Annotated in this window: 19 protein-coding genes; 6 read left to right on the top strand and 13 right to left on the bottom strand. The window is 75.1% G+C overall.

Features of this window, described 5'->3' with window-relative positions; translation table 11 throughout:
- Positions 1-2 precede the first annotated feature (2 nt).
- The 4 genes from murA to ACQPYN_RS09690 form a co-directional block, all read right to left on the bottom strand.
- Positions 3-1,271 carry a UDP-N-acetylglucosamine 1-carboxyvinyltransferase gene (gene murA / locus ACQPYN_RS09705; RefSeq protein WP_433036303.1) on the bottom strand — a complete coding sequence of 423 codons (1,269 nt, stop codon included), beginning with the start codon at positions 1,269-1,271 and terminating at the stop codon, positions 3-5.
- Positions 1,272-1,283: 12 nt separating this feature from the next.
- The gene (locus ACQPYN_RS09700; RefSeq protein ID WP_433036301.1) at positions 1,284-2,135 is read right to left on the bottom strand and encodes an ABC transporter ATP-binding protein; all 852 of its coding nucleotides are present in this window, start codon (positions 2,133-2,135) and stop codon (positions 1,284-1,286) included.
- Positions 2,136-2,154: 19 nt separating this feature from the next.
- Entirely contained in the window at positions 2,155-3,144 is a 990-nt protein-coding gene (locus tag ACQPYN_RS09695; RefSeq protein WP_433036299.1) for a FecCD family ABC transporter permease, read from the bottom strand.
- A 79-nt stretch (positions 3,145-3,223) separates the two neighbouring features.
- Positions 3,224-4,270 (bottom strand): FecCD family ABC transporter permease, encoded by a 1,047-nt coding sequence (locus ACQPYN_RS09690; protein WP_433036297.1) that lies wholly within the window; start codon positions 4,268-4,270, stop codon positions 3,224-3,226.
- 125 nt (positions 4,271-4,395) lie between these two features.
- Here ACQPYN_RS09690 and ACQPYN_RS09685 point away from each other — a divergent pair, with 125 nt between their 5' ends.
- From ACQPYN_RS09685 to ACQPYN_RS09675, 3 genes are read left to right on the top strand one after another with little or no spacing between them, the layout of a single operon-like run.
- Positions 4,396-5,394 carry an iron-siderophore ABC transporter substrate-binding protein gene (locus ACQPYN_RS09685; RefSeq protein ID WP_433036295.1) on the top strand — a complete coding sequence of 333 codons (999 nt, stop codon included), beginning with the start codon at positions 4,396-4,398 and terminating at the stop codon, positions 5,392-5,394.
- 19 nt (positions 5,395-5,413) lie between these two features.
- The gene (locus ACQPYN_RS09680; RefSeq protein ID WP_433036293.1) at positions 5,414-6,778 is read left to right on the top strand and encodes a M14 family zinc carboxypeptidase; all 1,365 of its coding nucleotides are present in this window, start codon (positions 5,414-5,416) and stop codon (positions 6,776-6,778) included.
- A gap of 4 nt (positions 6,779-6,782) precedes the next feature.
- Positions 6,783-7,364 (top strand): cob(I)yrinic acid a,c-diamide adenosyltransferase, encoded by a 582-nt coding sequence (locus ACQPYN_RS09675; protein WP_433036291.1) that lies wholly within the window; start codon positions 6,783-6,785, stop codon positions 7,362-7,364.
- A gap of 9 nt (positions 7,365-7,373) precedes the next feature.
- Here ACQPYN_RS09675 and ACQPYN_RS09670 read toward each other — a convergent pair whose 3' ends face one another.
- On the bottom strand, positions 7,374-8,543 hold the full coding sequence (locus ACQPYN_RS09670; protein WP_433036289.1) for an amino acid deaminase/aldolase: 1,170 nt from the start codon (positions 8,541-8,543) through the stop codon (positions 7,374-7,376).
- A gap of 23 nt (positions 8,544-8,566) precedes the next feature.
- On the opposite strand from ACQPYN_RS09670, the gene ACQPYN_RS09665 reads away from it, so the two are divergent.
- Positions 8,567-9,955: a D-arabinono-1,4-lactone oxidase gene (locus ACQPYN_RS09665; protein WP_433036287.1), complete on the top strand. Its 1,389-nt coding sequence runs from the start codon at positions 8,567-8,569 to the stop codon at positions 9,953-9,955.
- Here the strand turns inward: ACQPYN_RS09665 and ACQPYN_RS09660 are convergent.
- The 3 genes from ACQPYN_RS09660 to ACQPYN_RS09650 form a co-directional block, all read right to left on the bottom strand.
- The gene (locus ACQPYN_RS09660; protein WP_433036285.1) at positions 9,898-10,872 is read right to left on the bottom strand and encodes a TauD/TfdA family dioxygenase; all 975 of its coding nucleotides are present in this window, start codon (positions 10,870-10,872) and stop codon (positions 9,898-9,900) included. The two genes, ACQPYN_RS09665 and ACQPYN_RS09660, sit on opposite strands and share 58 nt — an antisense overlap.
- Positions 10,873-10,928: 56 nt before the next feature.
- Positions 10,929-11,939, bottom strand: coding sequence for a 2,3-diaminopropionate biosynthesis protein SbnA (gene sbnA / locus ACQPYN_RS09655; protein WP_433036283.1), 1,011 nt, complete (start codon positions 11,937-11,939; stop codon positions 10,929-10,931).
- Between the two features lie 175 nt (positions 11,940-12,114).
- Positions 12,115-13,578 (bottom strand): protein kinase domain-containing protein, encoded by a 1,464-nt coding sequence (locus tag ACQPYN_RS09650; protein ID WP_433036281.1) that lies wholly within the window; start codon positions 13,576-13,578, stop codon positions 12,115-12,117.
- 158 nt (positions 13,579-13,736) lie between these two features.
- On the opposite strand from ACQPYN_RS09650, the gene ACQPYN_RS09645 reads away from it, so the two are divergent.
- Positions 13,737-14,342 (top strand): FHA domain-containing protein, encoded by a 606-nt coding sequence (locus ACQPYN_RS09645; protein ID WP_433036279.1) that lies wholly within the window; start codon positions 13,737-13,739, stop codon positions 14,340-14,342.
- Here ACQPYN_RS09645 and sbnB read toward each other — a convergent pair.
- From sbnB to ACQPYN_RS09625, 4 genes are all read right to left on the bottom strand, one after another.
- Positions 14,339-15,367: a 2,3-diaminopropionate biosynthesis protein SbnB gene (sbnB, locus tag ACQPYN_RS09640; protein ID WP_433036277.1), complete on the bottom strand. Its 1,029-nt coding sequence runs from the start codon at positions 15,365-15,367 to the stop codon at positions 14,339-14,341. The two genes, ACQPYN_RS09645 and sbnB, sit on opposite strands and share 4 nt — an antisense overlap.
- Positions 15,368-15,410: 43 nt before the next feature.
- Positions 15,411-18,020, bottom strand: a complete 2,610-nt coding sequence (locus ACQPYN_RS09635; protein ID WP_433036275.1) for a non-ribosomal peptide synthetase — start codon at positions 18,018-18,020, stop codon at positions 15,411-15,413.
- Positions 18,021-18,046: 26 nt separating this feature from the next.
- Positions 18,047-20,977: a Pls/PosA family non-ribosomal peptide synthetase gene (locus tag ACQPYN_RS09630; protein ID WP_433036273.1), complete on the bottom strand. Its 2,931-nt coding sequence runs from the start codon at positions 20,975-20,977 to the stop codon at positions 18,047-18,049.
- 175 nt (positions 20,978-21,152) lie between these two features.
- A complete protein-coding gene (locus ACQPYN_RS09625) occupies positions 21,153-22,862 on the bottom strand; it encodes an AMP-binding protein (RefSeq protein WP_433036271.1) in 1,710 nt (569 codons plus the stop codon).
- Between the two features lie 301 nt (positions 22,863-23,163).
- Between ACQPYN_RS09625 and ACQPYN_RS09620 the strand changes: the two genes are divergently transcribed.
- The gene (locus ACQPYN_RS09620; RefSeq protein WP_433036269.1) at positions 23,164-24,855 is read left to right on the top strand and encodes a heparan-alpha-glucosaminide N-acetyltransferase domain-containing protein; all 1,692 of its coding nucleotides are present in this window, start codon (positions 23,164-23,166) and stop codon (positions 24,853-24,855) included.
- Positions 24,856-24,915: 60 nt separating this feature from the next.
- Here the strand turns inward: ACQPYN_RS09620 and serA are convergent, their stop codons facing one another.
- Positions 24,916-26,115, bottom strand: a complete 1,200-nt coding sequence (serA, locus tag ACQPYN_RS09615) for a phosphoglycerate dehydrogenase (protein ID WP_433036267.1) — start codon at positions 26,113-26,115, stop codon at positions 24,916-24,918.
- Between the last annotated feature and the right edge of the window lie 11 nt (positions 26,116-26,126).

Raw genomic sequence — 26,126 nt, 5'->3', positions numbered from 1 at the left:
GCTCACCGCACCGGCGGCGCCACCACCCGGTGGATGCCGCCGCCGAGGGCGGCGAGGTTCTCGACGAACAGCGGGTAGCCGCGGTCGATGTGGGCGACGTCCCAGACCTCGGTCTCGCCGTCGGCGCACAGCCCGGCGAGCACGAGCCCGGCGCCGGCGCGGATGTCGGACGCCCAGACCGGCGCCGACGACAGCCGCCGGACGCCACGCACGACGGCGTGGTGGCCGTCGGTGCGGGCGTCGGCGCCGAGCCGCACCATCTCCTCGACGAACCGGAACCGGCCCTCGAACACGTTCTCGGTGATCATCGAGGTGCCCTCGGAGATGGCGGAGAGCGCGATCGCCATGGGCTGGAGGTCGGTGGCGAAGCCCGGGTAGGGCAGCGTCACCCAGTCCACCGAGCGCGGGCGGCTCTCCATGACGACCCGGAAGCCCTCGTCCTGCGCACTGACCTCGGCGCCCGCCTGCGCGAGGCGGTCGAGCACGAGGTCGAGGTGGTGCGGGTCGACGCCGCGCACGGTGACGTCGCCGCCGGCCATGGCCGCGGCGAAGCCCCAGGTGGCGCCCACGATGCGGTCGCCGATCACCCGGTGGTTCGTGGGCGTGAGCGCCCCGCCGCCGTGGACGGTGAGCGTCGACGTGCCGCCGCCCTCGATCTTGGCGCCCATCTGCTGGAGCATCGTCACGAGGTCGACGATCTCGGGCTCGCGCGCCGCGTTGTCGATCACCGTCGTGCCGTCGGCGAAGACCGCGGCCATGAGGATGTTCTCGGTGGCCCCGACGCTGGGGAAGTCGAGCCAGATCTGGGCGCCGCGCAGCGTCTCGGCGTCCGCGACCACGCATCCGTGGGAGATCTCGCTGGACGCCCCGAGCAGGCGCAGGCCCGCCTGGTGCATGTCGAGGGGCCGCGAGCCGATGGCGTCGCCACCCGGCAGGGGCACCACGGCACGGCGGCAGCGGGCGACGAGCGGCCCGAGCACGCACACCGAGGCCCGCAGCCGCGAGACCGAGCGGTAGTCGGCCTCGGAGGTCAGGTCGGCCGGCACGTCGATCGTCACCGTGGCGCCGTCGACGTCGACCGTGCAGCCGAGGCTGCGCAGGACGTCGGCCATCAGCGGCACGTCGAGGATCTCGGGGCAGTTCGTCAGGATCGTCCGGCCCTCGGCCAGCAAGGCCGCCGCCATGAGCTTGAGCACGCTGTTCTTGGCGCCGACGACGTCGACGGCCCCGGACAGCGGGCCCGAGCCGCGCACCACGAAGTGCTCGTTCATCGCGGCAGGACGCTACCCGTCGGCCCGGAGGGCCCCGTCGGCGGCGCCGCTGCGGGCCCCCGTCTCCGACGCGGGGCCGCGCAGCGGGCGGCGCGGGACGACCATCGGGGTGCCGGTCTCCGGGTCGGGCACCACGCGGCAGGCGAGGCCGTAGACGTCGGTGACGAGCTCCTCGGTCAGGACCTCGGCCGGCGGCCCGCTCGCGGCCACTACTCCGCCCGGGCGCAGCGCGATGAGGTGGGTGGCGTAGCGCGCGGCCTGGTTGAGGTCGTGGAGCACGGCGACGAGGGTGCGCCCCGACTCGTCGTGCAGGCGGGCGCAGAGCTCCAGCACGTCGACCTGGTGGGAGATGTCGAGGTAGGTCGTCGGCTCGTCGAGCAGCAGGATCGGCGTCTCCTGGGCCAGCGCCATCGCGAGCCAGACGCGCTGGCGCTGCCCGCCGGAGAGCTCGTCGACGGCGCGGTCCGCGAGGTCGGCGACGTTCGTGAGCGTCATCGCCTCGACGACGGCCTTCTCGTCGTCGTCCGACCACTGCTTGAGCAGCTGCTGGTGCGGATAACGCCCGCGGGCGACGAGGTCGCCGACGGTGATGCCCCCGGGCGCGCTGGCCGTCTGCGGCAGCAGGCCGAGGCGGCGCGCGACCTCCTTGGACCGGTAGCTCGAGATCGCGTGCCCGTCGAGCACCACCGCGCCCTTCTGCGGCGCGAGGACGCGCGCCAGGGCCGCGAGCAGCGTCGACTTGCCGCACGCGTTCGGCCCGACGATCACCGTGAACGAGTCGTCCGGGATCGCGACCGAGAGGTCGGTGGCGACGGTGCGTCCCTCGTAGCCCAGCGTCACGTCCTGGGCGAGAAGGCGGGTCATGAGGCTCCCTGGAATGCGGTCACGTCGTGCTCCCCCGCCACATGCGGACCAGCAGGGCGACGAGGTAGAGGCCGCCGAGCAGACCGGTGGCGACGCCCACGGGCAGCGGGACGGGCGCGAAGAGGCGGGTCACGGCGAGGTCGCTGACCACGAGCATCGCCGCCCCGAGCAGCGCCGACGGGACGAGGACCGGCGTCGCCGACCGGCTGAGCTGCCGGGCGATCTGGGGTGCGGCGAGCGCGAGGAACGGGATCGGCCCGGCCGCGGCGGTCGCGGCGGCGGCGAGCCCGACCGCGGCGAGCAGCGCGACGGTGCGGGTGCGGGTGACGTCGACACCGAGGCCGCCCGCCGGGCGGTCACCGAGCTCGAGCAGGGCCAGGCGGCGCGCGCCGACCAGCACGATCGGCAGCAGGAGCACCAGCGCGACGGCGAGCGCCACCATCTGGGTCCACCCGCGGTTCGACAGGTCACCGAGCAGCCAGGCCTGGGCGTCCACCGCGGTCTGCAGGGCGGCGCGGGTGATCAGCCAGCTGTTCACCGCCAGCAGCATCGCGCCGACGCCGATGCCGATGAGCACCAGGCGCAGGCCCTGCGTCCCCCGCCCGGCGGCGAGCCCGACGACGACGAGCGCGGTGACGACGCCGCCGATCAGGGCGCCCACCGACGTCCCGAGCGTGCTGGCCCCGAGCACGACGATGGCGACGAGCGCGCCCGTCGCGGCCCCGGTGGTGAACCCGAGGACGTCCGGGCTGCCGAGCACGTTGCGCGAGAGGCTCTGCAGCACCGCGCCGCTGACCGCCAGCGCCGCGCCCACCCCGATCGCCAGCAGCAGGCGCGGCAGGCGCAGCGTCAGCACGACGAACTCGGTGGAGCGGCTGCCCTGGCCCACCAGCGTCTCGCCCACCTCGGACACCGTCAGCGGGGCCTCGCCGGTGGTCAGCGAGAGCACGGCGCCCACGACGACGACGAGCACCGAGACGGCGCCGACGGCGACCGACCGCGGGCCCACGCGGAGCGAGACACGGCCGCCGGCGAGGCGGACGAGGCGGCCGGTGACGGGCGGGGCCGGACGCGGCAGGGTGGCGCGCTCACACGCTCACCAGCCGGCGCCGGCGGCACAGCGCCACGAAGACGGGCACGCCGAGCACCGCCGTCGTGACGCCCACCTGGATCTCCCCGGGCGGCGCGAGCACCCGGCCCACGACGTCGGCGACGAGCAGCACGATGGCGCCGAGGACAGCGGTGTAGGGCAGCACCCAGCGGTGCGCGGGCCCGACCAGGAACCGCACCGCGTGCGGCACGGCCAGCCCGAGGAAGGCGATCGGCCCGACGGCCGCGGTGGCCGCGCCGGCGAGCACCGTCGCCGCGACGCCCGCGGAGACGCGGGTGCGCCCGACGTCGAGCCCGAGGGCGGTGCCGGCACGGTCGCCGAGCACGAGCGTGTCGAGGGCGCGGGCCATGGCGAACGCCGCGACCACGCCGACGGCGATGAACGGGGCCACCGCGAGGAGCACGTCGAGGCCCCGGCCGGACAGCGAGCCGAGGTTCCAGAAGCGGAACGAGTCGAACGTGCGCGGCGAGAGCACGAGCGCGGCGTTGACGAGGGCGATGAGCACGGCGGTGACCGCCGCGCCGGCGAGCACGAGCCGGTCGGGGGTGCCCGACGAGCGCCCGGTGGCCCCGAGCACGTGCACCCCCGCCATCGCCACGGCGGCGCCGACCAGGGCGAACCACACGTAGCCGGTGACCGTGCCGATCCCGAACGCGCCGACGGCGATGACCACCGCGGTCGCGGCGCCGGCATTGACCCCGAGCAGGCCGGGGTCGGCGAGCGGGTTGCGCGACAGCCCCTGCATCACCGCGCCCGAGAGGCCCAGCGCCGCGCCGACGGCGAGGGCGAGCAGGCCGCGGGGCAGGCGCAGGTCGCGGACGATCGCGGCCTCGGTACCGGTCGCGTCACCGCCGTCGCCACCCCAGAGCAGCGACCAGGACTGGGCGAGGCCGATGTCGCGCGAGCCGATGCCGATGCTGATCAGCAGCACGACGACGGCCAGGGCGACGAGCCCCACGAGCCCGAGGACGCGCGCCGCGGACCCCGGGCGCGCGCCGGTGCGGGTCTCGCCGGGCGACGTCACCTCCGCGACCACCTCGCTGCACGCCTCCGACCGACCGCGAACCCCCGACGACGCGCGCACCCTACCCGTTAGGGTTGCCTAGCCTTCGCATGTCCGAAGTGTCCCGTCCGACGTCAGGAGTCCCCGTGGTCCGCCGCCTCGCCCTCGCGGCCTGCGCCCTCGCCCTGCTCGCCGTCGCCGCGTGCGGTGGCGGCGGCTCGGGTGGTTCCGGCGGCGCCCCCGCCGGCTCGGCGGTCGGCAGCGCCTACCCCGCCACGATCGACACGATGTTCGGGCCGGTCACCGTCGAGGAGGCGCCGCAGCGGATCGTGGCGCTGGGCTGGTCGGACGCCGAGACCGCGCTGACCCTCGGGGTCCAGCCGGTCGGCGCGTCGGACTGGCTCGCCTTCGGTGGCACGGGCGTCGGCCCCTGGTCGCCGCCGTACACGACGCCGCCGACGATCCTCGGCACCACGCAGCTCGACTACGAGGCCGTCGCCGCCCTGCGGCCCGACCTCATCCTCGACACGCGCTCCTCGGGCGACCGGCAGCGCTTCGACACGCTCAACCAGATCGCGCCCACCGTCTCCCCGCCGCCCGGGCTCGCCGCCTCCTACGGGACGACCTGGCGCCAGCAGATGACGATGGTGTCGGCGGCGCTGGGCAAGCCCGACGAGGGCGCCCGCCAGATCGCCGGGCTCGAGGAGAAGTTCCGCGCCACCACCGCCGCGAACCCCGGGTTCGCGGGCCGGCCCGCCGGCGTCGGAGCCTTCTTCGGCGGCCAGTGGGGCGCCTACGTCCCCGGCGACGCGCGCGTCGACGTCATGAACGAGCTCGGGTTCACGACCCCGCCGCAGATCGAGGCGCTCGCGAGCAGCGCGAACGGGTCGTTCTACGTGCCGCTCTCCGGCGAGCAGGTCGGCCTGCTCTCCTCCGACCTCACCGTCGTCTTCCCGATCAACGCGAGCGCCGACGCGATCCGCACCGACCCGGTGCTCTCGCGGACCCCGGCGGCGCAGGCCGGGCACCTCGTCATCCTCGACGACAAGACCACGAGCGACGCGTTCTCCTCGGGCTCGGTGCCCGGCACCGCGGCGGCCCTCGACCGTGCCGTGCCTGAGTTCGCGGGGGCGCTGAGCCGCTGACGCTGGCACCCTCCGGGCCGTGACCGCTCCCCTGCCCGGCTGGCTCGTCGCGGAGATGGCCGCCGTCCCGCCCCGCGACGCGCTGGCCGGGGCCGACGAGCTGGCGACGGAGTCGGCGAGGCTCGCCGCCGAGCACCCCGGCGTCGTCACCCGCCGCCGGATCGGCACGTCGGGCCAGGGCGAGCCGCTGACGGCCCTGACCGTCGGCGGGCCGGGGCCGTCCGCGCTGGTCATCGGCCTGCCGCACCCGAACGAGCCGGTGGGCGGGCTCACCGCGCTGCACCTGGCGCGGCGGCTCGCGGAGGACGACGGGCTGCGCGCCCGGCTCGGGCTCACGTGGCACGTGGTCCCGTGCATCGACCCGGACGGCCTGCGGCTCAACGAGGGCTGGCTCACCGGGCCCTTCACCCGCGAGCACTACGCCCGCCACCTCTACCGGCAGGCGGGCACCGAGCAGATCGAGTGGAGCTTCCCGCTCGCCCACAAGGACGCGTGGTTCGACGCGGTGCTGCCCGAGACGCTCGCGCTCATGCGGCTCGTCGACGAGCACCGCCCGGTGCTCATGGCGTCACTGCACAACGCCGAGGTCGGCGGCGTCTACCACTACCTGAGCCGCCCCGAGCCCGACCTGCACCCGGTGCTCCAGGCCGTCCCCGCCGAGGTCGGCCTCCGCCTGCACCGCGGCGAGCCCGAGGCCCCGTGGATCCCGCTGCTCGCCGAGGGCATCTACCGCTCGCTCGACATCCGCGACGCCTACGACCACCTCGAGGTCACCGGGGAGCACGAGAACCTCGCGGGCGGCAACTCCACCGGCGCCTACGCCGCCCGCCACGGCACGTTGACGCTGGTCACCGAGGTGCCCTACTGGCGCGACGACCGCCTCGGCGACGACGCGGCGAGCGGCGACCACCGGGCGACGCTGCTGCGCGGCGCCGCCGAGGCCCTCGACGACCTCGCGACCACCCTCACCGGCGCCCTCACCGACCTCGCCGGCCTCGTGCACGAGTCGCCGTTCGTGCGCGCCACCCGCTTCTTCGCCCCGTTCCTCGCGGGCAGCGCGACCGACCTGGCGCGCCGGGCCGCGCAGGACCCCGACCGGCCCGCGACCGTCGCCGAGCACGCCTCGCTGGACGAGGTCGTGGACATGGCGCGGCTGCGCTACGGCGGCATGCTCCTGCGCGCGCTCGACGCCGAGCAGGCGCTCGGCAACGTCCGGCCCGCGGTGCGCGCGGCCCGTGCCGACCTCGCCGAGCGCTTCGCGGTGTGGGCGGCGGAGGCCGCCGGGCGCGCGCCGGCCACCCGCGTCCCGCTGCGCGACCTCGTCGCCGTCCAGGCCGCGTCGGTGCTCGGCGCCGCCGCACACCTCGCCGCGTCCCTAGACTGACGTCGTGGCCGTACACCTGACCCGGATCTACACGCGCACCGGCGACGACGGGACGACGGGCCTGTCGGACTTCTCGCGCGTGCCGAAGACCGACCCGAGGCTCTCGGCCTACGCCGACTCCGAGGAGGCGAACGCCGCGATCGGCGTCGCGCTCTCCGTCGGGTCGCCGCCGGAGGCGATCGTCGCCCCGCTGCGCCAGATCCAGAACGACCTCTTCGACGTGGGCGCCGACCTCGCCACCCCGGTGATCGAGAACCCGGAGTACCCGCCGCTGCGCGTCACCGAGCGCCAGATCGAGCGCCTCGAGGGCTGGTGCGACCAGTTCAACTCCGACCTGCCCAAGCTCGACTCGTTCATCCTGCCCGGCGGCACCCCGGCGGCCGCCTACCTGAACATCGCGCGCGTGGTCACCCGTCGCGCCGAGCGCAGCACGTGGGCCGTGATCGCGGCCGATCCCGACCGCACGAGCACCCTGCCCGCGCACTACCTCAACCGGCTCTCGGACCTGCTGTTCATCCTCGGGCGCGTGGCCAACCCGGGCGGCGACGTCCTCTGGGTGCCGGGTGGCCCGGAGGAGCAGCGCTAGCCGGCCCCCTCACCCGAACGCCTTCCCCTCGCCGCGGTAGGTCGGCACGGTGCGCGCGACGCGGTCGCCCACGACGAGGTGGTACGCGGTGAGGTGCTCGGCGAGCTCGCCGGCCTTGGCGGGGCGCATCCACACGCGGTCACCGAGGGCCGGGACGGCCCGGCCCCGCACCGGCGTCTGCACCTCCCCGGCGCCCTCGGTGCCGGTCAGCGCGAGGTCGGTGCGGACCGGGGACGGGAGCCGCGACGCGGCCGCCGGCCCGGAGGCCACCCAGCCACCGCCGGCCAGCGTGGCCGTCCGGTCGTCGGGACGGCGCACCACGGACAGCGCGTAGGCGAGCGCGGGCCGCGGGTGCATGCGCGTGTAGCCGTCGAAGAGCGTGGAGCCGATCAGCGCCGAGCCCGCCGCGATCTCCGTGATCGACGGGTCGGCGCGGGTGGTCTCGACGCTGCCGCTGCCGCCGCCGTTGACGAACTCCAGGTCGGCCACCTCGCGCACGGCGCGCACCACCGCCCCCCGGCGCTCCGCGAGCTCGGCGGCGGACCGTCGCTGCATCCACCGCACCGCCGTGTCGCGGGCCCGCGAGCCGGTGGCGTCCGGTACCCCCGCGATCTGGCCCTCGTAGGCCATGAGGCCGACGAGCCGGAAGCCGGGGCGTTCCGTGACGGCCCGGGCGAGCGCCCCGGCCTCCTCGGGGCTGCGGACGGGTGAGCGACGCGCGCCGACGTGCACGCCGCGCACGGGGCGCCAGGCGGCATCGAGGTCGAGGCACACCCGCAGCTCCCGGTGCCGGGCCCCCACGGCGGCGTCGACCAGGTCGAGGTGCTCGACGGAGTCGACCATGAGCGTCACCTCGGCCCGGGCGTCCTCGTCGCCGGTGAGGTCGCGCAGCGCGGCGCGGTCCACCGTCGGGTAGCCGACGAGCACGTCGTCGCCGGTGCCGTTCCCGACGTGCCAGAGCGCCTCGCGCAGCGAGTAACACATGAGCCCCGTGACGCCCGGCCGGTCGACCGCGCGCTCGATGAGGGCGCGGCACCGCACGGACTTGGTGGCGAGCCGGATCGGGAGCCCCGCCGCCCGCGCGACGAGGTCGTCGAGGTTGGCGTCGAAGGCGTCGAGATCGACGATCGCGAACGGCGGGTCGAGGTCGGCGGTGGCGCGATCCCAGCGGTCGATCACCCCGGCGACGCTACGGTGCCGGGGTGGCTCGCGGTACGTGGCGGAACTGGGCGGGGACGGTGGTCGCCACCCCGTCCCACGTGCACCTCCCCCGGTCCGTCGACGACGTCGTCGCCGCGGTGCACGCCGCCCGGGGCTCGCACCTGCGCCCTCGCGGCAGCGGCCACTCGTTCACCGCGCTCGCCGCCACCGACGACCACGCGATCGACCTGCGGCACTGGACGGGCCTCGAGTCGCTGGACACCACGACCCGCCGCGTCCGGGTCCGCGCCGGCACCACGCTGCGCGCCCTCAACGGCGCGCTCGACGCGCACGGCCTGGCGCTGGCGAACCTCGGGGACATCGACGCCCAGACCGTCGCCGGGGCCGTCGCCACCGGCACGCACGGCACCGGCGCCCGGCTCGGCGGGCTGGCCACGCAGATCACGGCGCTCGACCTCGTGCTCGCCGACGGCACACCCGTGCACGCCGACGCCGCCGAGCGCCCCGAGCTGTTCGCCGCCGCCCGGGTCGGGCTCGGCGCGCTGGGCGTCGTCACCCACGTGACCCTGCAGGCCGTGCCCGCCTTCACCCTGCGGGCGAGCGAGCGCCCGGAGCCGCTGGACGAGGTGCTCGGCGACCTCGACGGCCTGCTCACCGGGGCCGACCACGTCGAGTTCTACTGGTTCCCGTACGGCGACCACGCCCTGGTGAAGCGCAACCACCGCGTGCCGGCCGCCGAGGCGCCGCCGCCCCTGCACCCGCTGCGGCGCTTCGTGGAGTACGACCTCGTCGAGAACGCCGCCTTCGGGGCCCTGTGCCGGGTCGGGCGCGCGCTGCCCCGCACCGCCGTCCCGCTCGGCCGCGTCGCCGGCGCGGTGCTCTCGGCCCGCGAGTACGGCGACCGCTCCGACCGGGTGTTCACGACGACCCGCCGCGTCCGGTTCGTGGAGTCGGAGTGGGCGCTGCCCCGGGCGCGCCTCGGCGAGGTGCTCGCCGAACTCCGCACCCTCGTGTCCCACCTGGAGCACCCCGTGCTCTTCCCCGTCGAGGTGCGGGTCGCCGCCGCCGACGACGTCTGGCTCTCGACCGCCCACGGCCGCGACACCGCCTACGTCGCGATCCACCAGTACGTCGGCGCGCCGTACCGGGCGTACTTCGCCGCGTTCGGCGACGTCGCCGCCGCGGCGGGCGGGCGCCCCCACTGGGGCAAGGAGCACCACCTCGACGCCACGGACCTGGCGCAGCTCTACCCGCGGTTCGACGACTTCCGACGCGTACGCCGCGACGTCGACCCCGCCGGCCTGTTCGCCAACGACCACCTCGACCGGATCCTGGGCCCGATCTGGGCCTCTCCGCCCCGCGAGGGCCCGACTCACCCCAGGCGGATCGCGTCCGCCATCCCGACGACCACCTCGCGGTCGCCCTGGTAGGGCTCGCGGCCGTGGGCGGTGCGGATGTTGTCGACGACCATGACGTCGCCCGCCTGCCACGGCTCGCTCACGGTGTGGGCGGTGTAGGCGTTGTTGATCAGGTTGACCACGTCCTCGCCGATCGGCTCGCCGTTGCCGAAGCGCGTGGTGAACGGGAGGCCGTCGGGGCCGTAGGACTCGACGAGGTACTCGCGGATGTCGGGGTCCAGCGTCCACTCGTTGAGGAACGCGACCTGGTTGAACCAGCAGGGGCGTCCGTCGACGGGGTGGCGCACCACGGCGCGGCGGCGCTGGCGGGTGCTCAGGCCGTCGCCGTTCCAGGTGAACTCGATGCCCTGGCTGCGGCAGTAGTGCTCGACAGCACCACGGTCGCTGGTGCCGAAGGCCTCGGCCCACGACGCGCCGATCTCGTCGTTGTAGTTGCGGACCAGCAGCCAGCCCTCGTGGTCGAGTCGCGCCACCAGGGGCTGGGGCAGCGCCTGGAGCACGGCCGAGGCGTCGCCGACCGGGGTGGCCCCGCCGGCGGCGGGCGGGGTCAGGCAGGCGAAGAACATGAAGGCGGGCGGGTCGGGCAGGTAGCTCAGCTCGTTGTGCAGGCACATCTGCTGGGTCGCCGGCCACTGGGTGGACGAGTACAGCCCGTTCCCGAGCGCGGTGCGGGGCGCGAAGGGCTCACGCTCGGCCAGCAGGCCGACCGCCGCGAGCCGGCCGAACACGGCGGCCGTCTGCGCGTGGTCGCGGACCCCGAGGCCCCGGATCATCACCGAGCCGTGACGGGCCACGATCTGGCGCACGTCGTTGCGGAAGTGCGCCGCCCAGCCGACGGGGTCGGGACCGGGGTTCGTCCACAGGATCGGGGGACGGCCGGGACGGAGGTCGAGGTTACCGGCGGCGGGCTGCTGCATCGTGGACGACATGGGTGACTCCCGGTCGGGATCGGGCTTTCCGGTGGGGGCTGGGCGGGATCGACTGGTCAGGCGGTGGACGCAGGCGGGGCGGTGGGCAGGTTGTCGGGCAGGACGTGACGGCCCGTCAGACGGGCGCGGGCGCCGTAGTGCTCCTCGCGCCAGAGCGGGGCGTAGACGGTCTCGAGGTAGCGCTCGCCGGAGTCGGGCGCGAGGGTCACGGCGGTCATGCCGGGCCACCCGTTGCGGCCCATCCAGTCGGCGGCACCCGCGACGACGGTGCCGGTGGAGCCGCCGAACAGGAACCCGCGCATCGCGAGGCGCTGGCACATCCGCAGGGTCTCGGTCTCGGGCACGATGACGACGTCGTCGATCATCGAGCGGTCGAGCGCCGGCGGGGTCATGCCCATGCCCAGACCCGGGATGCGGCGGGACGCGGCCGGGCCGCCGAAGCTCACCGAGCCCTCGACGTCGATCGCGACGATCTTGACGTCGGGGCGGTGCTGCTTGAACCAGCGGGCGGTGCCCATCAGCGTCCCGCAGGTGCCGGCGCCGACGAACACGACGTTGACGTGCGGGAACGTCCGGGCGATCGCGGGGCCGGTCTGGGCGTAGTGGGCGCCCGCGTTGGCCGGGTTCTCGTACTGGTTGAGCCAGACGGCGTCGGGGTTCTCCGCGCAGATCGAGTCCAGGTGCTCGAGGCGGGCGCCGAGCAGGCCGGTCTCGGGGTGGGGCACGTCGACGACGTGGACCTCGCCGCCGAACGCCTCGATGAGCTTGCGCGTCTGCATGTTGCAGCGGTCGTCGGTGACGCAGATGAAGCGGTAGCCGTAGTTCGCGCAGACCATCGCGAGGGCGACGCCGAGGTTGCCCGACGACGACTCGACGACGATCGACCAGGGGTTGAGCCTGCCCTCGGCCTGGGCCGCCCCGATCATCGAGGCCGCGGCCTTCAGCTTCACGGAGCCCGCGAAGTTCATGCCCTCGACCTTGAGGAAGAGGTGGCGCTCGACGATCGCGTTGAGGTCCACGAAGAGGTCGTCGGTGTTGTACTGCTGGGGCGCGGAGATGATGGTCATGGCGACCTCCTCGGTTTCGCTGTCGTCGTTCCGGTGTGACTCCAAGGATGGGCCGGGCCGGGCCGCGTCGACATCGCCGCGCGGCCACCCTTCCCGCTGCTCGGGGTCAGGGTTCTGTCACCGAGGAGCAAGGGTCGGCGTGGTGTCGGGACGTCGTCCATGGCGGGACCTCCGATCAGCCGGCGGCGGGTGTCAGGAGCACCGCGACGTACACGGCGCCCGCGACGACCAGCGCCACGAGGAGGACGGACAGGACGATCCACAGCGTCTTGCGCAGGAGGCGTCGCCGGTCGGGCGAGGCCGACGGGGCCGGGTCGGTGATCGGCGCCGGTTCGGGGGCCGGACCGGCCACCGAGACGGCGCGGGGCTGGTGGACCCGCAGGTCGGACGTCGGATCCGCGGGGGCGGGCGTCCGCGTCGGCGGCGCGTGGGCCCCGGCCGGCCGGCCCGCGTGCGGTGCCGCGCCCGTCGGACGCCGGGCCCCGCTCCCCGCCGGGGGCTGCTGCCCCGGGGTCCAGCCCGGGCGCATCGCGGTCCGGGGCGGGCCGCCGGGACCGCGGGGTGGGGCGTGGGCGGCGCCCGTCGCCCGTGCGGCCGGCCGCAGGACCGTCGTGGCGTCGGCCGGGACCGCGTGGCCCGCGCCCGTGGCGGGCACGACCGTGGTGGGCACCTCGATCGGCGCGGAGGCGGCCGACTGCTGGGTGCCGCCCCGACGGGGCACGGCGGGCGTCGCGGGCTCGTCCTCTCCCCGGGCCTCGCTCCGGCGCCACTGCGCCGTGGTGGGGGTCGACGGCACCGCCCGGCCGGCGCCGGCGTCGAGCGCCGCCCGGGCCGCGGCGGCGAGCTCGCCCGCGCTCGCGGGCCGCTTCGCGGGGTCCTTGGCCAGGCCCGAGGCGATCAGGGCGTCGAACGCCGGGTCCAGGCCGGACACCGAGCGCGACGGCGTGGGCGGGGTCCAGGTGAGGTGCGCGGTCATGAGCTCGACGGGCTCGTCGATCGGGTAGGGCCTGCTCCCGGTGAGGCACTCGAACAGGAGGCACGCCAGCGCGTAGACGTCGATCCCGTGCCCGCCCTCGCCCGAGAACCGCTCGGGGGCCATGTAGTCGAGGCTCCCGATGAGGACGCGGGTGCCGGTGAGCGGCGCGCTCTCGTCGCCCCCCACCGAGCGGGTGATCCCGAAGTCGACGAGGTAGACGAAGTCGTGGGCGCCGACCCCGTCGTCGATGAGGACGTTCGACGGCTTCACGTCGCGGTGGATCAGGCCCGCGTGGTGGGCGGCGTCCAGCGCGGACGCGACCTGCTCCACGATCGCCACCGCCCGCGCGGGCGGGAGCCGGCCCTCGGTCTGCAGGACCTGTTCGAGATCGGCGCCCCCGACGAGACGCATGTCGAGGAACAGCTGGCCGTCGATCTCGCCGTAGGAGTGGATCGGGATGACGTGCGGGCTGCGCAGGCGGGCGACCAGCCGGGCCTCGCGGCGGAAGCGCCGCTGGTACTCGTCGTCGCCGGCGGCCTCGGCCGCGAGGCGCTTGAGGGCGACGACCCGGTCGTGCTCGGTGTCGTGGGCCTCGAAGACCTCACCCATCCCGCCCCGACCGACCACGCGGAGTAGCTCGTACGGCCCGAAACGCTCGGTCACACGGGTCACCCCCTCCCGTCGATCGACCCTGATGACACTATGTCGCACACGCCCTCGAACGTGATAGACCGTCTGGCGTACTCTCACTCGAATGTGACGGTCGGTGACTGTCGTCGGGGATCGCGGCGGTGTTACGGACGCGTGCGGAGGAGGCGAGGGTGACCAGCGACGGGGTGCGCGCGCCGAGCTTCCTCGAGGTGTGGCGGCCCGGCGGCGTCGAGGTGGTCCTGCTCGACGGACCGACGATGACCATCGGGCGGGACGAGGGCAACGGGGTCGTGCTCGACCACGACGGCCAGGTGTCCTCCCTGCACGCCGTACTGCAGTCCTACGGGGCGGGCTGGGCGATCCGCGACCTCGGCAGCACGAACGGGACCGTCGTGGCGGGCGAGCGCCTCATCGCCGAGCGCGCCCTGCGTCACGGCGACGCGATCCAGGTCGGGTCGACGCGGCTGGTGTTCCGTGGTCCGGCGGGCCGCTCGGCGCCCACGACCGCACCGCACCGGCCCCCGGAGCTCACCCGCCGCGAGCGCGACGTGCTCGTCGCGCTCTGCCGGCCGCTGTTCTCCGGTGCCGTGTTCACCGAGCCCGCGACGGCGCGCGCCGTCGCCACCGAGCTCGTCGTCTCCGAGGCCGCGGTCAAGCAGCACCTGCTGCGTCTCTACGACAAGTTCGACCTGGACCCGGCGAGCACGCGCCGCCGCGTCGAGCTCGCCAACGCGGCGCTGCAGCGGGGGGCGGTCACCCCCGGCGAGCTCACCTAGCCGTACCGCTTGAGCTCGTGGAAGAAGTCGTCGACCACGTGCAGGCCGCCGGTCTCCCGGACGTGGTCGTAGACGTCCTTGCCCAGCGCGAGGTCGAGGATGCCGAGGCCGAACGGCGAGAACACCACGGTCCGGTCGGTCGGGAGCGTGATCCGCCCCTCGAGGACGTCGCCCAGCGTGCCGTCGATGTGGTCGCGGTTCCCGGTCTCCTGCTCCACCAGGTGCACCGAGGTGTTGGCGCGCAGGCAGTGGTCGACGTCGTCGACGATGTTCGTCGACGCCTGCACGACCTCGGGCGCGAGGTCGCGCAGCGAGACGTGGAGCACGAGCGGGTGGTGGTCGAACCACGCCGGGTCGTGCACGTGGGGCGTGCCGGCCACCGTGGCGAAGACGACCAGGTCGCTGCCCCGGATCAGCGACTCGGCGTCGTCGTGGACGGTGATCGTGCCCGTGCCGTCCTGCGTCTCGAGGTAGCCGCGGAAGCCCTCGGCGCTCTCGGTCTTCAGGTCGAACACGCCGGTCTCGTCGAACGTCCACCCGGTGGCCGCGAGGTACTTGTGGAGGTAGCGGGCGATGAGCCCGACGCCGAAGAAGCCGACGCGGCGGGGCCGCTCCCGGCCGCGGGTCAGCCGGTCGGCGGCCAGCGCCGCCGAGGCCGAGGTGCGGCTCGCGTTGATGATCGACGCCTCCAGGCAGGCGAAGGGATAGCCCGTGTCGTGGTCGTTGAGGATCAGCACGGCCGACGCGCGGGGCACCCCCGCCGCCACGTTCTCCGGGAAGCTCGAGACCCACTTGATCCCGTCGACGTTCACGTCGCCGCCGACCGACGCCGGGAGCGCGATGATCCGCGAGGTGGGACGGTCCTCGAACGTGAGGAAGTACGACGGCGGGTTGTGGGTCCGGCCGGCGTCGTGGAGCCGGTAGGTCTCCTCCATGAGGGCGACGACCTCGGGTTCCCGTCCCTGCAGCGCCTCCCCCACCTGTGCACCCGGGATCACCGCGAACGGCGGCACCGTCACCGACATGAGTGGCTCCTTCGCAGTCGTCTTCTCGGGGTCTTCTCGGGGGTCAGGACGAGGGGGTGAGGCCGGAGGGCTGCAGGCGCACGGTCGGCGCCTCGTCCTCGGCCACGGGGGCGGGCGCGGGCACGGGCACGGGGACGTCCGCGGTCGTGCTGTCGATGAGCGCGGCGAGGTCGGCGAGCACGGGGTTCCGCACGATGTCCGGCAGGCTCACGGCCTTCTTCAGCCCGACGGCCATCTTCACCGCGAGCAGCGAGGAGCCGCCGCGGTCGAAGAAGTGGGTGTCACGGCCGATCGCCGACGCGTCGACGCCCAGCAGCGGCGCCCAGACCGCGGCCACCCGCGCCTCGGTCGGCGTCAGGGGGGTCGCGTCGGCGTCGGCGGCGGGGGCGTCGGGCTCGTCGAGGGCGAGCGCGAGCGCCGTCAGCGCCTTGCGGTCGATCTTGCCGTTCGGGGTGAGCGGCAGGGTCTCCTGGTGGTGCAGCACCGGCGGCACCATGTAGGCGGGCAGCGCCGCACCGAGCGTCGCGCGCAGCACCTCGGTCTCCACCGGCGCGGCGGCGCCGTAGAAGCCGACCAGCTGCTTGCCGCGCCCCGGCCGCTCGGCGACCACCACCGAGGCGTCGCGCACCCCGGGCGCGCGCAGCAGGGTGTTCTCCACCTCGCCGATCTCGATGCGGAAGCCGGAGATCTTCACCTGGTGGTCCCGGCGCCCGAGGAAGTCGAGCTTCCCGTCGGGCAGCCAGCGCCCGTGGTCGCCGCTGCGGTAGAGCCGCTCGCCCGGGCGCAGCGGGTCGGCCACGAAGGCCTTCGCGGTGCGGTCGGGGTCGTTGACGTAGCCGCGGCCGACGCACACCCCGGAGAACACGATCTCCCCCGGCGCACCCAGCGGGACCGGGTTCAGCGCCTCGTCGACGACGTAGACGCGGACGTTGGGGACGGCGGGCCCGAGCGGCACGCGCTCGCCGGCGGGCACCTCGGTGAGGATCTCGTGGTTGGTGTCGTCACAGGTCTCGGTCAGCCCGTAGGCGTTGACCACCGCGACGTCGGGACGCACCGAGAACCAGCGCGCCACCAGCTCCTTCTTGACGGCCTCGCCGGTGACCGCGATGCGCCTCAGCGCGGGCAGCACCTCGGCCGCCGGGACGTCCTGCTGCTCGAGGTAGGAGACGACGACGTCGAGGTACGACGGCACGAGCTGCGCGACCTCGACCCGGCGGCGGGCCAGGAGGTCGACGAAGGACGGGACGTCGAGGATCGTCTCCTGCTCGACGAGGACCGTGGTGCCGCCCACCAGCCACGGCGCCACGAGCTGCCAGAGCGAGATGTCGAAGCACTGAGGGGCGGTCTCGGTGACCACCGTGCCCTCGGTGATCCCGAGGTCCTCGATCTTCGCGTAGAGGTGGTTGACCATCCCCGCGTGCTCGCACATGGCGCCCTTCGGCTCGCCCGTGGAGCCGGAGGTGAAGTACAGGTAGGCGAGCCGGTCGCCGGCGATCTCGACCCGCGGGACCGCGTCACCGTGCTCCTCCGCGACGGCGTCGTCGACGAGCAGGCGCTCGGGGGCCGCCGCGCCGAGGCTCGCCAGGGCCTCGTCGAGCGTCGTCGTGCTGCCCCGCTCGCCGAGCACCAGCCGCGCCTGGGCCCGCGTCAGCACGGTGGCGATGCGGTCGGGCGGGAAGTGGGGCTCGAGGGGCAGGTACGCGGCGCCCGCCTTGAGGATGCCGAGCACGCTCGCCGCCCAGTCGAGCGTCCGCTCGGCGACCACCGCGACGATGCCCTCGGGGGGCAGGCCGCGGGCCAGCAGGGCGCGCGCGATGCGGTCGGTGACCTCGTCGAGCTCGCGGTAGGTCCACGAGCGGTCGCCGTGCACCACGGCCACGCGGTCGGGGTCCGCGGCGGCCCGCGCCCGGATGATCTCGTGGGCGGGGAGGTCGGGACGCTCGCGCTCCGGGCCCGCGAGGCCATCGACCTGGAACGCCAGCTCCTCGGGACCGACGAGCCCCGCCGCGTCGGGCGCCGCGTCCGGGTCGGCGCACAGCTGCCCGAGGGCGGTGAGGTGGTAGCCCGCGATCCGCACGGCGGCCGCGGCGTCCAGGTCGCCCGGGCGGTGGACGACCCGCAGCACGTCCCCGGCGGGACGGTCGACACGGAACACGGTGTCCTCCGCGAGGGAGGCGGCGTCCCCGGCCCCGAGCCCGAGGACGGTCTCGGGCCAGAGCCCCGCCAGGTCGCGTCGCGCGCGGGCCAGGGCGGCCGCCTCGTCGGGGTGGTCCGCGGCCGTCAGCGACGCCACCGCCGCGGCGGCGTCCGCCACCAGGGCCCGCCACGACGCGAGGCCCGTGTCGAGGCGGCACGGCAGCGTCCGCTCGGTGACCGCGACCCCGGCGAGCACCTCGGGCTCGGCGGTGAGCGCCGCGAGGACCCGGGCGTGCGCCGCGAGCAGCAGGGCCTCGGGACCGACGCCGAGGGCCTCGGCCTGCGCGGACACCGCGGCGGCCAGCTCGCCAGGGACGGCGACGGTGGTCGCGACGGGTCCGCCGTCGGACGTCCCCGGGGTGCGGCTCCACCGCGGCACGGCGGTGGCGCCGCTCGCCAGGACGGCACGCCAGCGGGTGTCGTCGGTGACTGCGCACGTGGTCGTGGCCTGGGTCATGGGTCCGTCCGTCCTCGGGGTTCGGGTCAGTCGCTGCCGCGGGCGGGGTTGCCGCCCCACGACTCCGCGGGCGGCACCTCCTCGCCCTTCATCAGGAAGGTGTCGGGCGCGAGGATCGCGTCGTCGCCGATCGTCGTGCCGTAGTGCACGAAGGAGGAGACGCCGAGCGTGACGCGGTTCCCGATCACCACGTGGTCGGACTTGAACCCGCCGTCCTCCTGCGAGTGGCACTGGACGACGCAGCCCTCGCCGAGGGTGGCGTCGTCGCCGATCGTCGTGAAGGCCTTCTCGGTGAGGTTGACGCCGTCGTCGAACACCCGCGCGCCGACGTGGACGCCGAGCAGGCGCCACACCAGGGGCTTGAACGGCGTGCCGTTGAACAGCTGCACCCAGTCGGGCGCGGGGACCTTCCAGTAGCGCTCGTGGCGCAGGAACGCGGGGTCGTAGATCGAGCAGCCCTGCGGTGCGAGCGACTTCAGGGGCGAGAAGACGCGCTCCACCAGCACGAACCAGCCGACCAGGACGACGAGGCCGACCAGCTCGGCGAGGACGACCTCGCCGGGCCCCGCCTCGATCGGGAGGGAGGCGACCACCGCGATGCTCACGAGCGTCAGGTAGAGGAAGAACCACCGCACGAGCAGGTGCAGCGCCATCGAGACGCCGTTGTGCCGGTTCTTGCGGCGCAGCAACGCGGCCAGCTCCTGAGGGTCGGCGACGTCGAGGGCGCTGTCGCGCGCGACCGTCCGCGGGATCTCGAAGCTCGGGGAGCCGAGCAGGCCGACCCCCTGCCGGACGGGCCCGTGCAGCGGGACCGCCACCTTCGTCGCGAGCAGGCAGTCGTCGCCGGTGCGCCCCTGGGGCGGGTAGGCGATCTTGTTGCCGAGGAAGTTGTTCGCCCCGATCGCCGTGCGCGAGACGCGGAACGACGTCGCGGAGTACTCGGCGTTCATCACCGACAGGCCGTCGGCGACGACGGTGCCGCGCCCCACGCTGGTGAGGAAGGGGTTCTCGTGCGCGACCGCCATCCCGAAGTTCGAGCCGGTCTGCTCGATCGGACGGAGCCGGTAGCCGATGAACGCGAGGTAGTGGGCGATCGCGGAGCTGTCCCCGAACAGCTCGACGAAGGCCTTGACGTTCGTCAGGGCCCCGATCGAGCGGTGCAGCCAGTAGCGGATGCCGTAGAGGGGGTAGACGACGTCGGGGCGGACCCCGAGCGCGAAGAGCCGCGGCACCGTCGTGCTCACGATCAGCCCCAGCACCAGCGCACCGAAGTAGAGCAGGGCGCTGAGCGCGAGCAGGTCGACGTGGAACCCCACGGTGGCGAGCACTCCGGGGGCGGGCGCGAGCAGCGCGGCGAACTGCGGCACGAGGGAGTACAGCGCGCCGGCGATCACGAGGGCGGCGGGCGAGGCCACGGCGAGGACGAACACGCCCAGCACCGTCGAGTACAGCGCCCGGCGCGAGCGGCTGCCGGGGGCGGGCGGCACCGCGGGCAGCGGGCCGTCGGCGCGTCGCCCCGGCGAGCCGTGCCAGACCTCCCCCGCGGGGATCGCCTGCCCGGCGTGCAACGACGAGCTGTGGGCGAGCGACGCCCCGTCGCCGACGGCGGTCCGGACGTCCAGCACCGTCGCCTCGCCGACGAAGGCGCCCGCGCCGATGCTGACCCCGCCGATCTCGATCCGGCCGTCGTGCGCGCGGTAGCACGCGACGACGCTCTCCTTCCGGACGAGGCTGCCGTCGCCGATGCTGAACAGGTCGGTGCACACCGGCACCTGGCTGCTGAGATAGACGACGTCGCGGCCGACCTTCGCCCCCAGCGCGCGGAGGTAGAGCGTGAACGCGGGCGTCCCGGCGAACAGCACCATCGGGCTGGCGCGCACCAACGTCTTGACCACCCAGAACCGCAGGTAGGCGGGGCTCCACACGCGGATCGAGCCGGGCTGCCAGCGACCGATGAGCGCCCACTTCGCGGCGATCGGCACCACGGACAGCGTCACGAACCCAATGACCCCGGCGAGGAGAGCCGCGACGTACCCCGCCACGAGCCCGGTCGCCGCCGTCACCGCCTGGAAGCCCCACGTGAGGATGAGCGCGGCGATGTAGCTATAGGCCAGCACCAAGGTCAACTGCGCCGCGCCGCACAGGACGAACGCGGCCGTGGTCGCGCGCGGGCCGGTGGGCTCCTCGCTCTCGGTCGCCGGGGGGCCCGCAGGCCCGGAGCGGACCCGGTCGGGGTCCGCGCCGCCGTCGAGCGCCGCGGTCAGGCTCGCGATGGTCGGGTTCCGGTAGACGTCGGGCATCCCCACCGACGGGAGGTCGTCGCGCTTGCGCGTGCGGGCGCAGAAGCGGGCCATCAGCAGCGAGTCCGCGCCGAGCTCCTCGAAGAAGTTCGCATGGGGCGGCACGTCGGGGCGCTCGAGGATCTCCGCGAGCACCGCGCCGAGCCCGGAGGTCGTGCGCGCCGCGCCGGAGGCGTCGGACTTCTTCGGGGTGGGCGCGAGGGCCACGGAGAGCTTCGCGAGCGTCGGGTGCTGGTAGATGTCCTGCATCGCCGCCGACGGCAGGTCGGGGTGCTTGCGGATCCGCGCGCAGAAGCGCGCCATCAGCAGGGAGTCGGCACCCAGGTCGTCGAAGAAGTTGCCGTCCCTCGGCACGTCGGGGCGCCCCAGGATCTCGACGAGGATCTCCCGCAGGAGCGCCTCGGTGGCGCCGGGAGCCCCGGTCGGACCCTTGGCCGGAGCGGAGGGCGCGAGCGCGGCGAGGGGTCCCGGGGTCGGCGAGCCGCCGGGACGGCCGGTGGCCGGCGGTCGGACGCCCGGTCCGGCCGGACCCGGTCCGCTCGGACCCTGTCGGCCGGGCGCACCGGGGCGGGCGGGGGCGCCCGGTGGGACGGGCCCGCCCTGTCGGATGGGCGGCCCCCACCGCGGGGGCGCGGTCCGCCCGCCGGTGCCCGGCATCCCCTGTCCGGGGGTCGGGGGGCCGGGAGTGGTGGGCCTGGGAGTCGGGGGACGGGGTCCGGGCGGGGCCTGGGGCCGGAACGCCTGCGGGGCTGCCGGGGGCGGCGTCGCCCGGACCGCGGTCGTCGGCGCGTCGACAGCGTTCGGCGGCCCGGAGGCAGGTGCGGAGGCAGGTTCAGAGGCAGGTGCCGAGGTGGGTTCGGGAGCGGCCGTGGGACGCGGGTGCGGCCTCGTCCCCTGGCTCACGTCGCCCGCGTCCGGTGCAGCAGGTGCGGGATGCGGCGCCGTCCCCTCGGGCGCGACGTCGTCGGCCGTCCCCGGGGACTCGGCGGCCGGGGCATCGCCAGCCGGGGCGTCGCCAGCCGGGGCGTCGACCGCCGCGGCGTCCTCCGCCGGCTCGGCCTCGTCGACGGACGGGGCCGGCAGGGTCATCACGGTCGTGCGGTTGGACCGACGGGGCGCCGGGCGGGGCGGCGGTCGCACCCCGGACGGCGGGATCCGCTCCCCGCCCGCCGGCGCCGTCCAGCCGCGCGATGCGCTCGACGTCGCCCGCGGGCGTGATCCGGCCGAGGTCGCCGGTGCGGAACATGAGTCCCGGAGCCTGCCCGGGAGTGGAGGGGCCGGGCGCAGGGACGAACGCCTCCGCGGTCAGGTCCCGGCGCCCGACGTAGCCGCGCGCCACGCCGGGGCCGGTGATGGCGATCTCGCCGATCCCGCCCGCGGGCAGGACGCGCCGCGGGTCGGCGGGGTCGGCGATGACGACGCCGTAACCGGGCAGCGGGCGCCCGAGGGTGGCCGGACGGTCGGGACGGAGCTCGGTGCCCAGGGAGGCGACGGTGGTCTCGGGGGCACCGTGCAGGCCGACGATCCGGCGGCCGGTCCGGTGCCACCGGGCGGGGAGCGCCTGGGGGCGGTCGGTGCCGGACAGCAGGAGCAGGCGCAGGTCGGGCAGCGTCTCCTCCACGCCGTCGAGGTCCTCGGCGCTCGCGCGCAGGACCGTGACGCGCTGGTCGCGCAGGTGGCGCCCGAGCTCGGCGCCGCGCAACCGCGGCCCCGCCTGTGCCGTGACGACGGTGGCCCCGCACGACCAGGCGAGCCACGTCTCGAGGATCGCGAGGTCGGAGCCCGCGCCGGGGTCGTGGTGGACGCGGTCCTGGGCCCCGATCTGGAGGAGCCCGGCGGCGCCGCGCAGGAAGGCGGCCGCCGCCTCGTGCCCGACGGCCGTGGCGCGCAGGCCGCCGTGGGCTCCGCCCGAGCGGTCGGCGGCGTGGACCACGACGTAGGCGGGCTTGTCGGCGACCGAGCCGCGCTCGGCCGCGGTCAGGCGCTGCGCGTCCTCCTTCTCGACCCGGGCGCGGACGCGGTCGAGATAGATGGCGTCGACATCCGACCGGTCGAGCCGTGCCGCCGCGTCGGTCGTGGTGAGCACGAGGCCGGCCCCGGCCGCCTCGAGCACGGCCGCGAGCGCCACGTCGGGGAGCCGGGCGTCGAGCGGGACCCAGACGGCAGCGATCCGCGCGACCGCGAGCTGGGCGACGAGGGCGTCCTCGGGACGATCGAGCAGGACCGCCACCCGGTCACCCGCGGCGATCCGGCGCCGTCGCAGGTAGCGCGCCAGCCGCACGGCGGCGGTCTCGAGCGCCACGTAGGACATCGGGCCGTCGGCGGTCTCCACGGCGTTGCTCGTCGCCCGGCCGTGGCGGCGGAGCTCGTCGCAGGTCCGCTCGAACAGCCGGTCGATCCGCTCGTCGGTAGGCGCGGGCGGCGTGCCGCCGCCGGGGCCCGGCCCGGGACCGGGACGACGTCGCGACCCGGTCCACCGACGCCGCGTCGCCGGCGCCACGGGGTGCGCCGAGGCGACGCCGTGCGTTGCGCCGGCGACCATCGCGACCCCCACGTTCGTCCCGTGACTCTCTGCGCAGGCGCGCACCAGACCCCGGCATCGTCACGTACAGGAGTGTCGTCGCACACCGTCATCACTCGAATGAAGTAATGCTGGCGAGCACTTTCCCTGGGTCGACCGCACCGAGCGCCGGGTCGGACACTCTCGGTGAGCCTTACCCGAGGGTGACAACGGTGTGGCCCCGAGCAGCGGGAAGGCTGACCGCGCGGCGATGGTCCGTGCCGTCCGACCGGCGGACGCTGATCCTCACAGAAAGCTCGCCGAGCTCCGAGGAGTCACCCCGATGGCCAGGACCGCCGCACTGCCCCGTGTCGAGGGCCTGGCGCCGTCGACGGCGGCACCGGGCACGGTGCACCTCCGCCGTCCCGTTGCCGGCCCGCGGACGGGTCACGGCCACCGCGGGACCACGGTCCTCCCGGAGCAGCGACACCCCGCCGCCGGGCCGCCCGACGCCCCGACCGTCCGCCTGCCCGTGCTCCGTGACGCCGGCGCCTCCCGGTCCCGGGTCCGGGGTATCGACGCGGCCCGCGGGCTGGCCCTCCTGGGGATGATCGCGGTCCACACCCTGCCCACGGCCGAGAACGGCGAGCTCACCACCGTCGGCCTCCTCGCCGGCGGGACCTCGGCGGCGCTGTTCGGTCTCCTCGTCGGGGTGTCGGTCGCCCTGCTGACCGGTCGCCGGCAGGTCACCGTCGCGGCCGGGTCGTTCGGCACCCACGCCCTGCGCCTGGCGGTCCGGGGCCTGACGGTCGGCGTCCTCGGCCTGGCGCTCGGCGAGGCGGCGCTCGGCGACGTCGACATCATCCTGACCTACTACGGGGTGCTGTTCCTGCTGGCCATCCCGCTGATCCTGCTGCCGACGCGGGCCCTGTTCGCGCTCGGCGCGGTGCTCGCGGTGGTCGCCCCGATCACGAGCCATCTCGTCCGCACCGGCATGCCGCCGGCCGAACTGATCGACCCGTCGTTCACCGCGCTCGTCACCGACCCCGCCGGCCTCCTCACCACCCTGTTCCTCACCGGCGCGTATCCGATCTGGCCCTGGCTGACCTACCTCTGCGTGGGTATGGCGGTGGGACGCTGCTCGCTCGCCACCACGCGCACCGCCGCCGTGCTCGCGGCTTCCGGTGTCGCGCTCGTCGCCGCGGCCGCGGCCGTGTCCCACCTGGCGCTGGTGACCGCCGGCGGTCTGGGCCGGATCCTCGCCGACCCGGGCCTGCCCGCCCAGGAGCTGCAGGCCGCGCTCGTCGAGGGACCCAACGGCGTCACCCCGGCCACCACCTGGTGGTGGCTCGCGGTCGACACGGCGCACTCGTCGACCCCGCTCGACCTGGCCCGCACCGTGGGGACCTCGCTGGCGGTGCTCGGCGCCATGCTGCTCGTCGACCGGGCCCTCGCCCGGGGAGGCTCGGCCTCGTGGGTCCGCGTCGTCGACGCGGCGCGGTCCCCGCTCGCGGCGGCCGGCTCGATGACGCTGACCTTCTACACCCTCCACGTCGTCGTCACGGGCCTCGCGGGAGAGGCTGCCGCGCCCTGGGCGCTCTACCTCCTCCAGGTCGTGTTCGCCCTGGTCGTCGGCCTGCTCTGGCAGCGGTTCGTGGGGCGCGGTCCCCTCGAGGCCGGGGTCAGCACGCTCACCGACGTCGTCGCCCCCGCACCGGCCTCGAGTCGGTCGGCCGGCCGGCCGGCGCCGACCCGCCCGTGGCGGGCGGGCCTCGTCGCCGCGCTCGTGCTCGCGGCCATCGTCGCCGGCGGCTTCGCGGTCGCCGGGGACCCCGCGGCCGGGACGTCCTCGTCGTCGGCCACGAGCGAGCAGGTGGACGGTGCAGAGGTCGACGGTGCAGCCGTCGATGGTGCTGAGGTCGACGGCCAGGAGTCCGACGCCCCCGTCGCCGACCAGCCGGCCCCGTCCGACGAGCAGGACGCGACCGTCCCGCAGGACGAGGGCTCGTCCGGGACCGCGGGCGAGGACGACTGACCCTCACCGAAACGGGGACTCACCCCGACCGCAGCCCTGACCTCGGCCCGACGGCCGGGGTCAGGGCGTCCAGGTGCGCAGCCACACGGTGTGCGGGGAGCGGCGCAACTCGGCGAGCGCGTCCTCGGGGATCGCCGACTCCGTGTCGGTGAGCACGTAGCCGCGTTCACCGCGGGTCGAGAGCGCCTGGCTCACCACGTTCACCCCGCTGTCGAGCAGGACCTGGTTGATGCCGGCCAGCACGCCCGGGGTGTTGGTGTGCAGGTAGCCCATGCGGGACGCCGACGGGGCCGCGGGCAGGGCGACCTCCGGCATGTTCACCGACAGCGCCGTCCGGCCCGTACCGACGAACTGCAGCAGCTTGGTGGAGACGAAGCCGCCGATCTCCTCCTGCGCCTCCTGGGTCGACCCGCCCACGTGCGGGGTCAGGATCACGTTGTCCAGGCCCCGCAACGGGGACTCGAACACGTCGCCCTGGGCCTTGGGCTCGATCGGGAACACGTCGATCGCCGCGCCGGCGATATGACCGGAGAGCAGGTTCTCCCGCAACGACTCGTCGTCGATCACCATGCCGCGCGAGGCGTTGATGAAGATCGAGCGCGGCTTCATCAGCGCGAACTGCTCCGCGCCGAACAGCCCGGCGTTCCCCGGCCGCCCGTCCACGTGCAGGCTCACGATGTCGGCCTCGGCCAGCAGCGCCTCCAGCGACTCGACCTTGCGGGCGTTGCCGTGCGCGAGCCGGTCGGCGGTGTCGAAGAAGATCACCCGCAGCCCCACCGCCTCGGCGATGTTCGACAGCTGGGTCCCGATGTTGCCGTACCCCACGATCCCCAGCGTCCGGCCGCGGAACTCGTGGCTGCCGCGGGCGGACTTGTCCCACACACCCTCGTGCATCCGCGCGTTCTTCTCCGGCAGCCGCCGCACCAGCGCGATGATCTCCCCGAGCACCAGCTCCACCACACTGCGGGTGTTGGAGAACGGGGCGTTGAACACCGCCACCCCGCGCTCGGCCGCCGCGCCCAGGTCGACCTGGTTGGTGCCGATGCAGAAACACCCCACGGCCAGCAGGTCCTTGCCCGCCTCGAGCACGTCGGGGGTGATCGTGGTGTTCGACCGGATCCCGAGCACCGACACCCCGGACAGGGCATCGGCCAGCTCGGGCCCGCTCATCGCGCCCGAACGCGCGTCGACGTCGACACCCTGGGCACGGAACGCATCCGCGGCCACGGGGTGGATGTTCTCCAGGAGCAGTGCCTTCACACTCCGAGAGT

It is taken from the genome of Actinomycetospora sp. CA-053990 (genome assembly GCF_050948445.1).
GTDB classification, from domain to species: domain Bacteria; phylum Actinomycetota; class Actinomycetes; order Mycobacteriales; family Pseudonocardiaceae; genus Actinomycetospora; species Actinomycetospora callitridis.
Note: the sequence above shows the minus strand (reverse complement) of the source record. Positions and strands in the feature narration are given on the sequence as shown.

Coding starts and splice junctions, on each gene's coding strand:
- murA (WP_433036303.1), bottom strand. CDS start 1,271: ATGAACGAGCACTTCGTGGTGCGCGGCTCGGGCCCGCTGTCCGGGGCC.
- ACQPYN_RS09700 (WP_433036301.1), bottom strand. CDS start 2,135: ATGACCCGCCTTCTCGCCCAGGACGTGACGCTGGGCTACGAGGGACGC.
- ACQPYN_RS09660 (WP_433036285.1), bottom strand. CDS start 10,872: ATGTCGTCCACGATGCAGCAGCCCGCCGCCGGTAACCTCGACCTCCGT.
- sbnA (WP_433036283.1), bottom strand. CDS start 11,939: ATGACCATCATCTCCGCGCCCCAGCAGTACAACACCGACGACCTCTTC.
- sbnB (WP_433036277.1), bottom strand. CDS start 15,367: ATGTCGGTGACGGTGCCGCCGTTCGCGGTGATCCCGGGTGCACAGGTG.
- ACQPYN_RS09635 (WP_433036275.1), bottom strand. CDS start 18,020: ATGACCCAGGCCACGACCACGTGCGCAGTCACCGACGACACCCGCTGG.
- ACQPYN_RS09630 (WP_433036273.1), bottom strand. CDS start 20,977: ATGCCGGGCACCGGCGGGCGGACCGCGCCCCCGCGGTGGGGGCCGCCC.
- ACQPYN_RS09625 (WP_433036271.1), bottom strand. CDS start 22,862: ATGGTCGCCGGCGCAACGCACGGCGTCGCCTCGGCGCACCCCGTGGCG.
- ACQPYN_RS09620 (WP_433036269.1), top strand. CDS start 23,164: ATGGCCAGGACCGCCGCACTGCCCCGTGTCGAGGGCCTGGCGCCGTCG.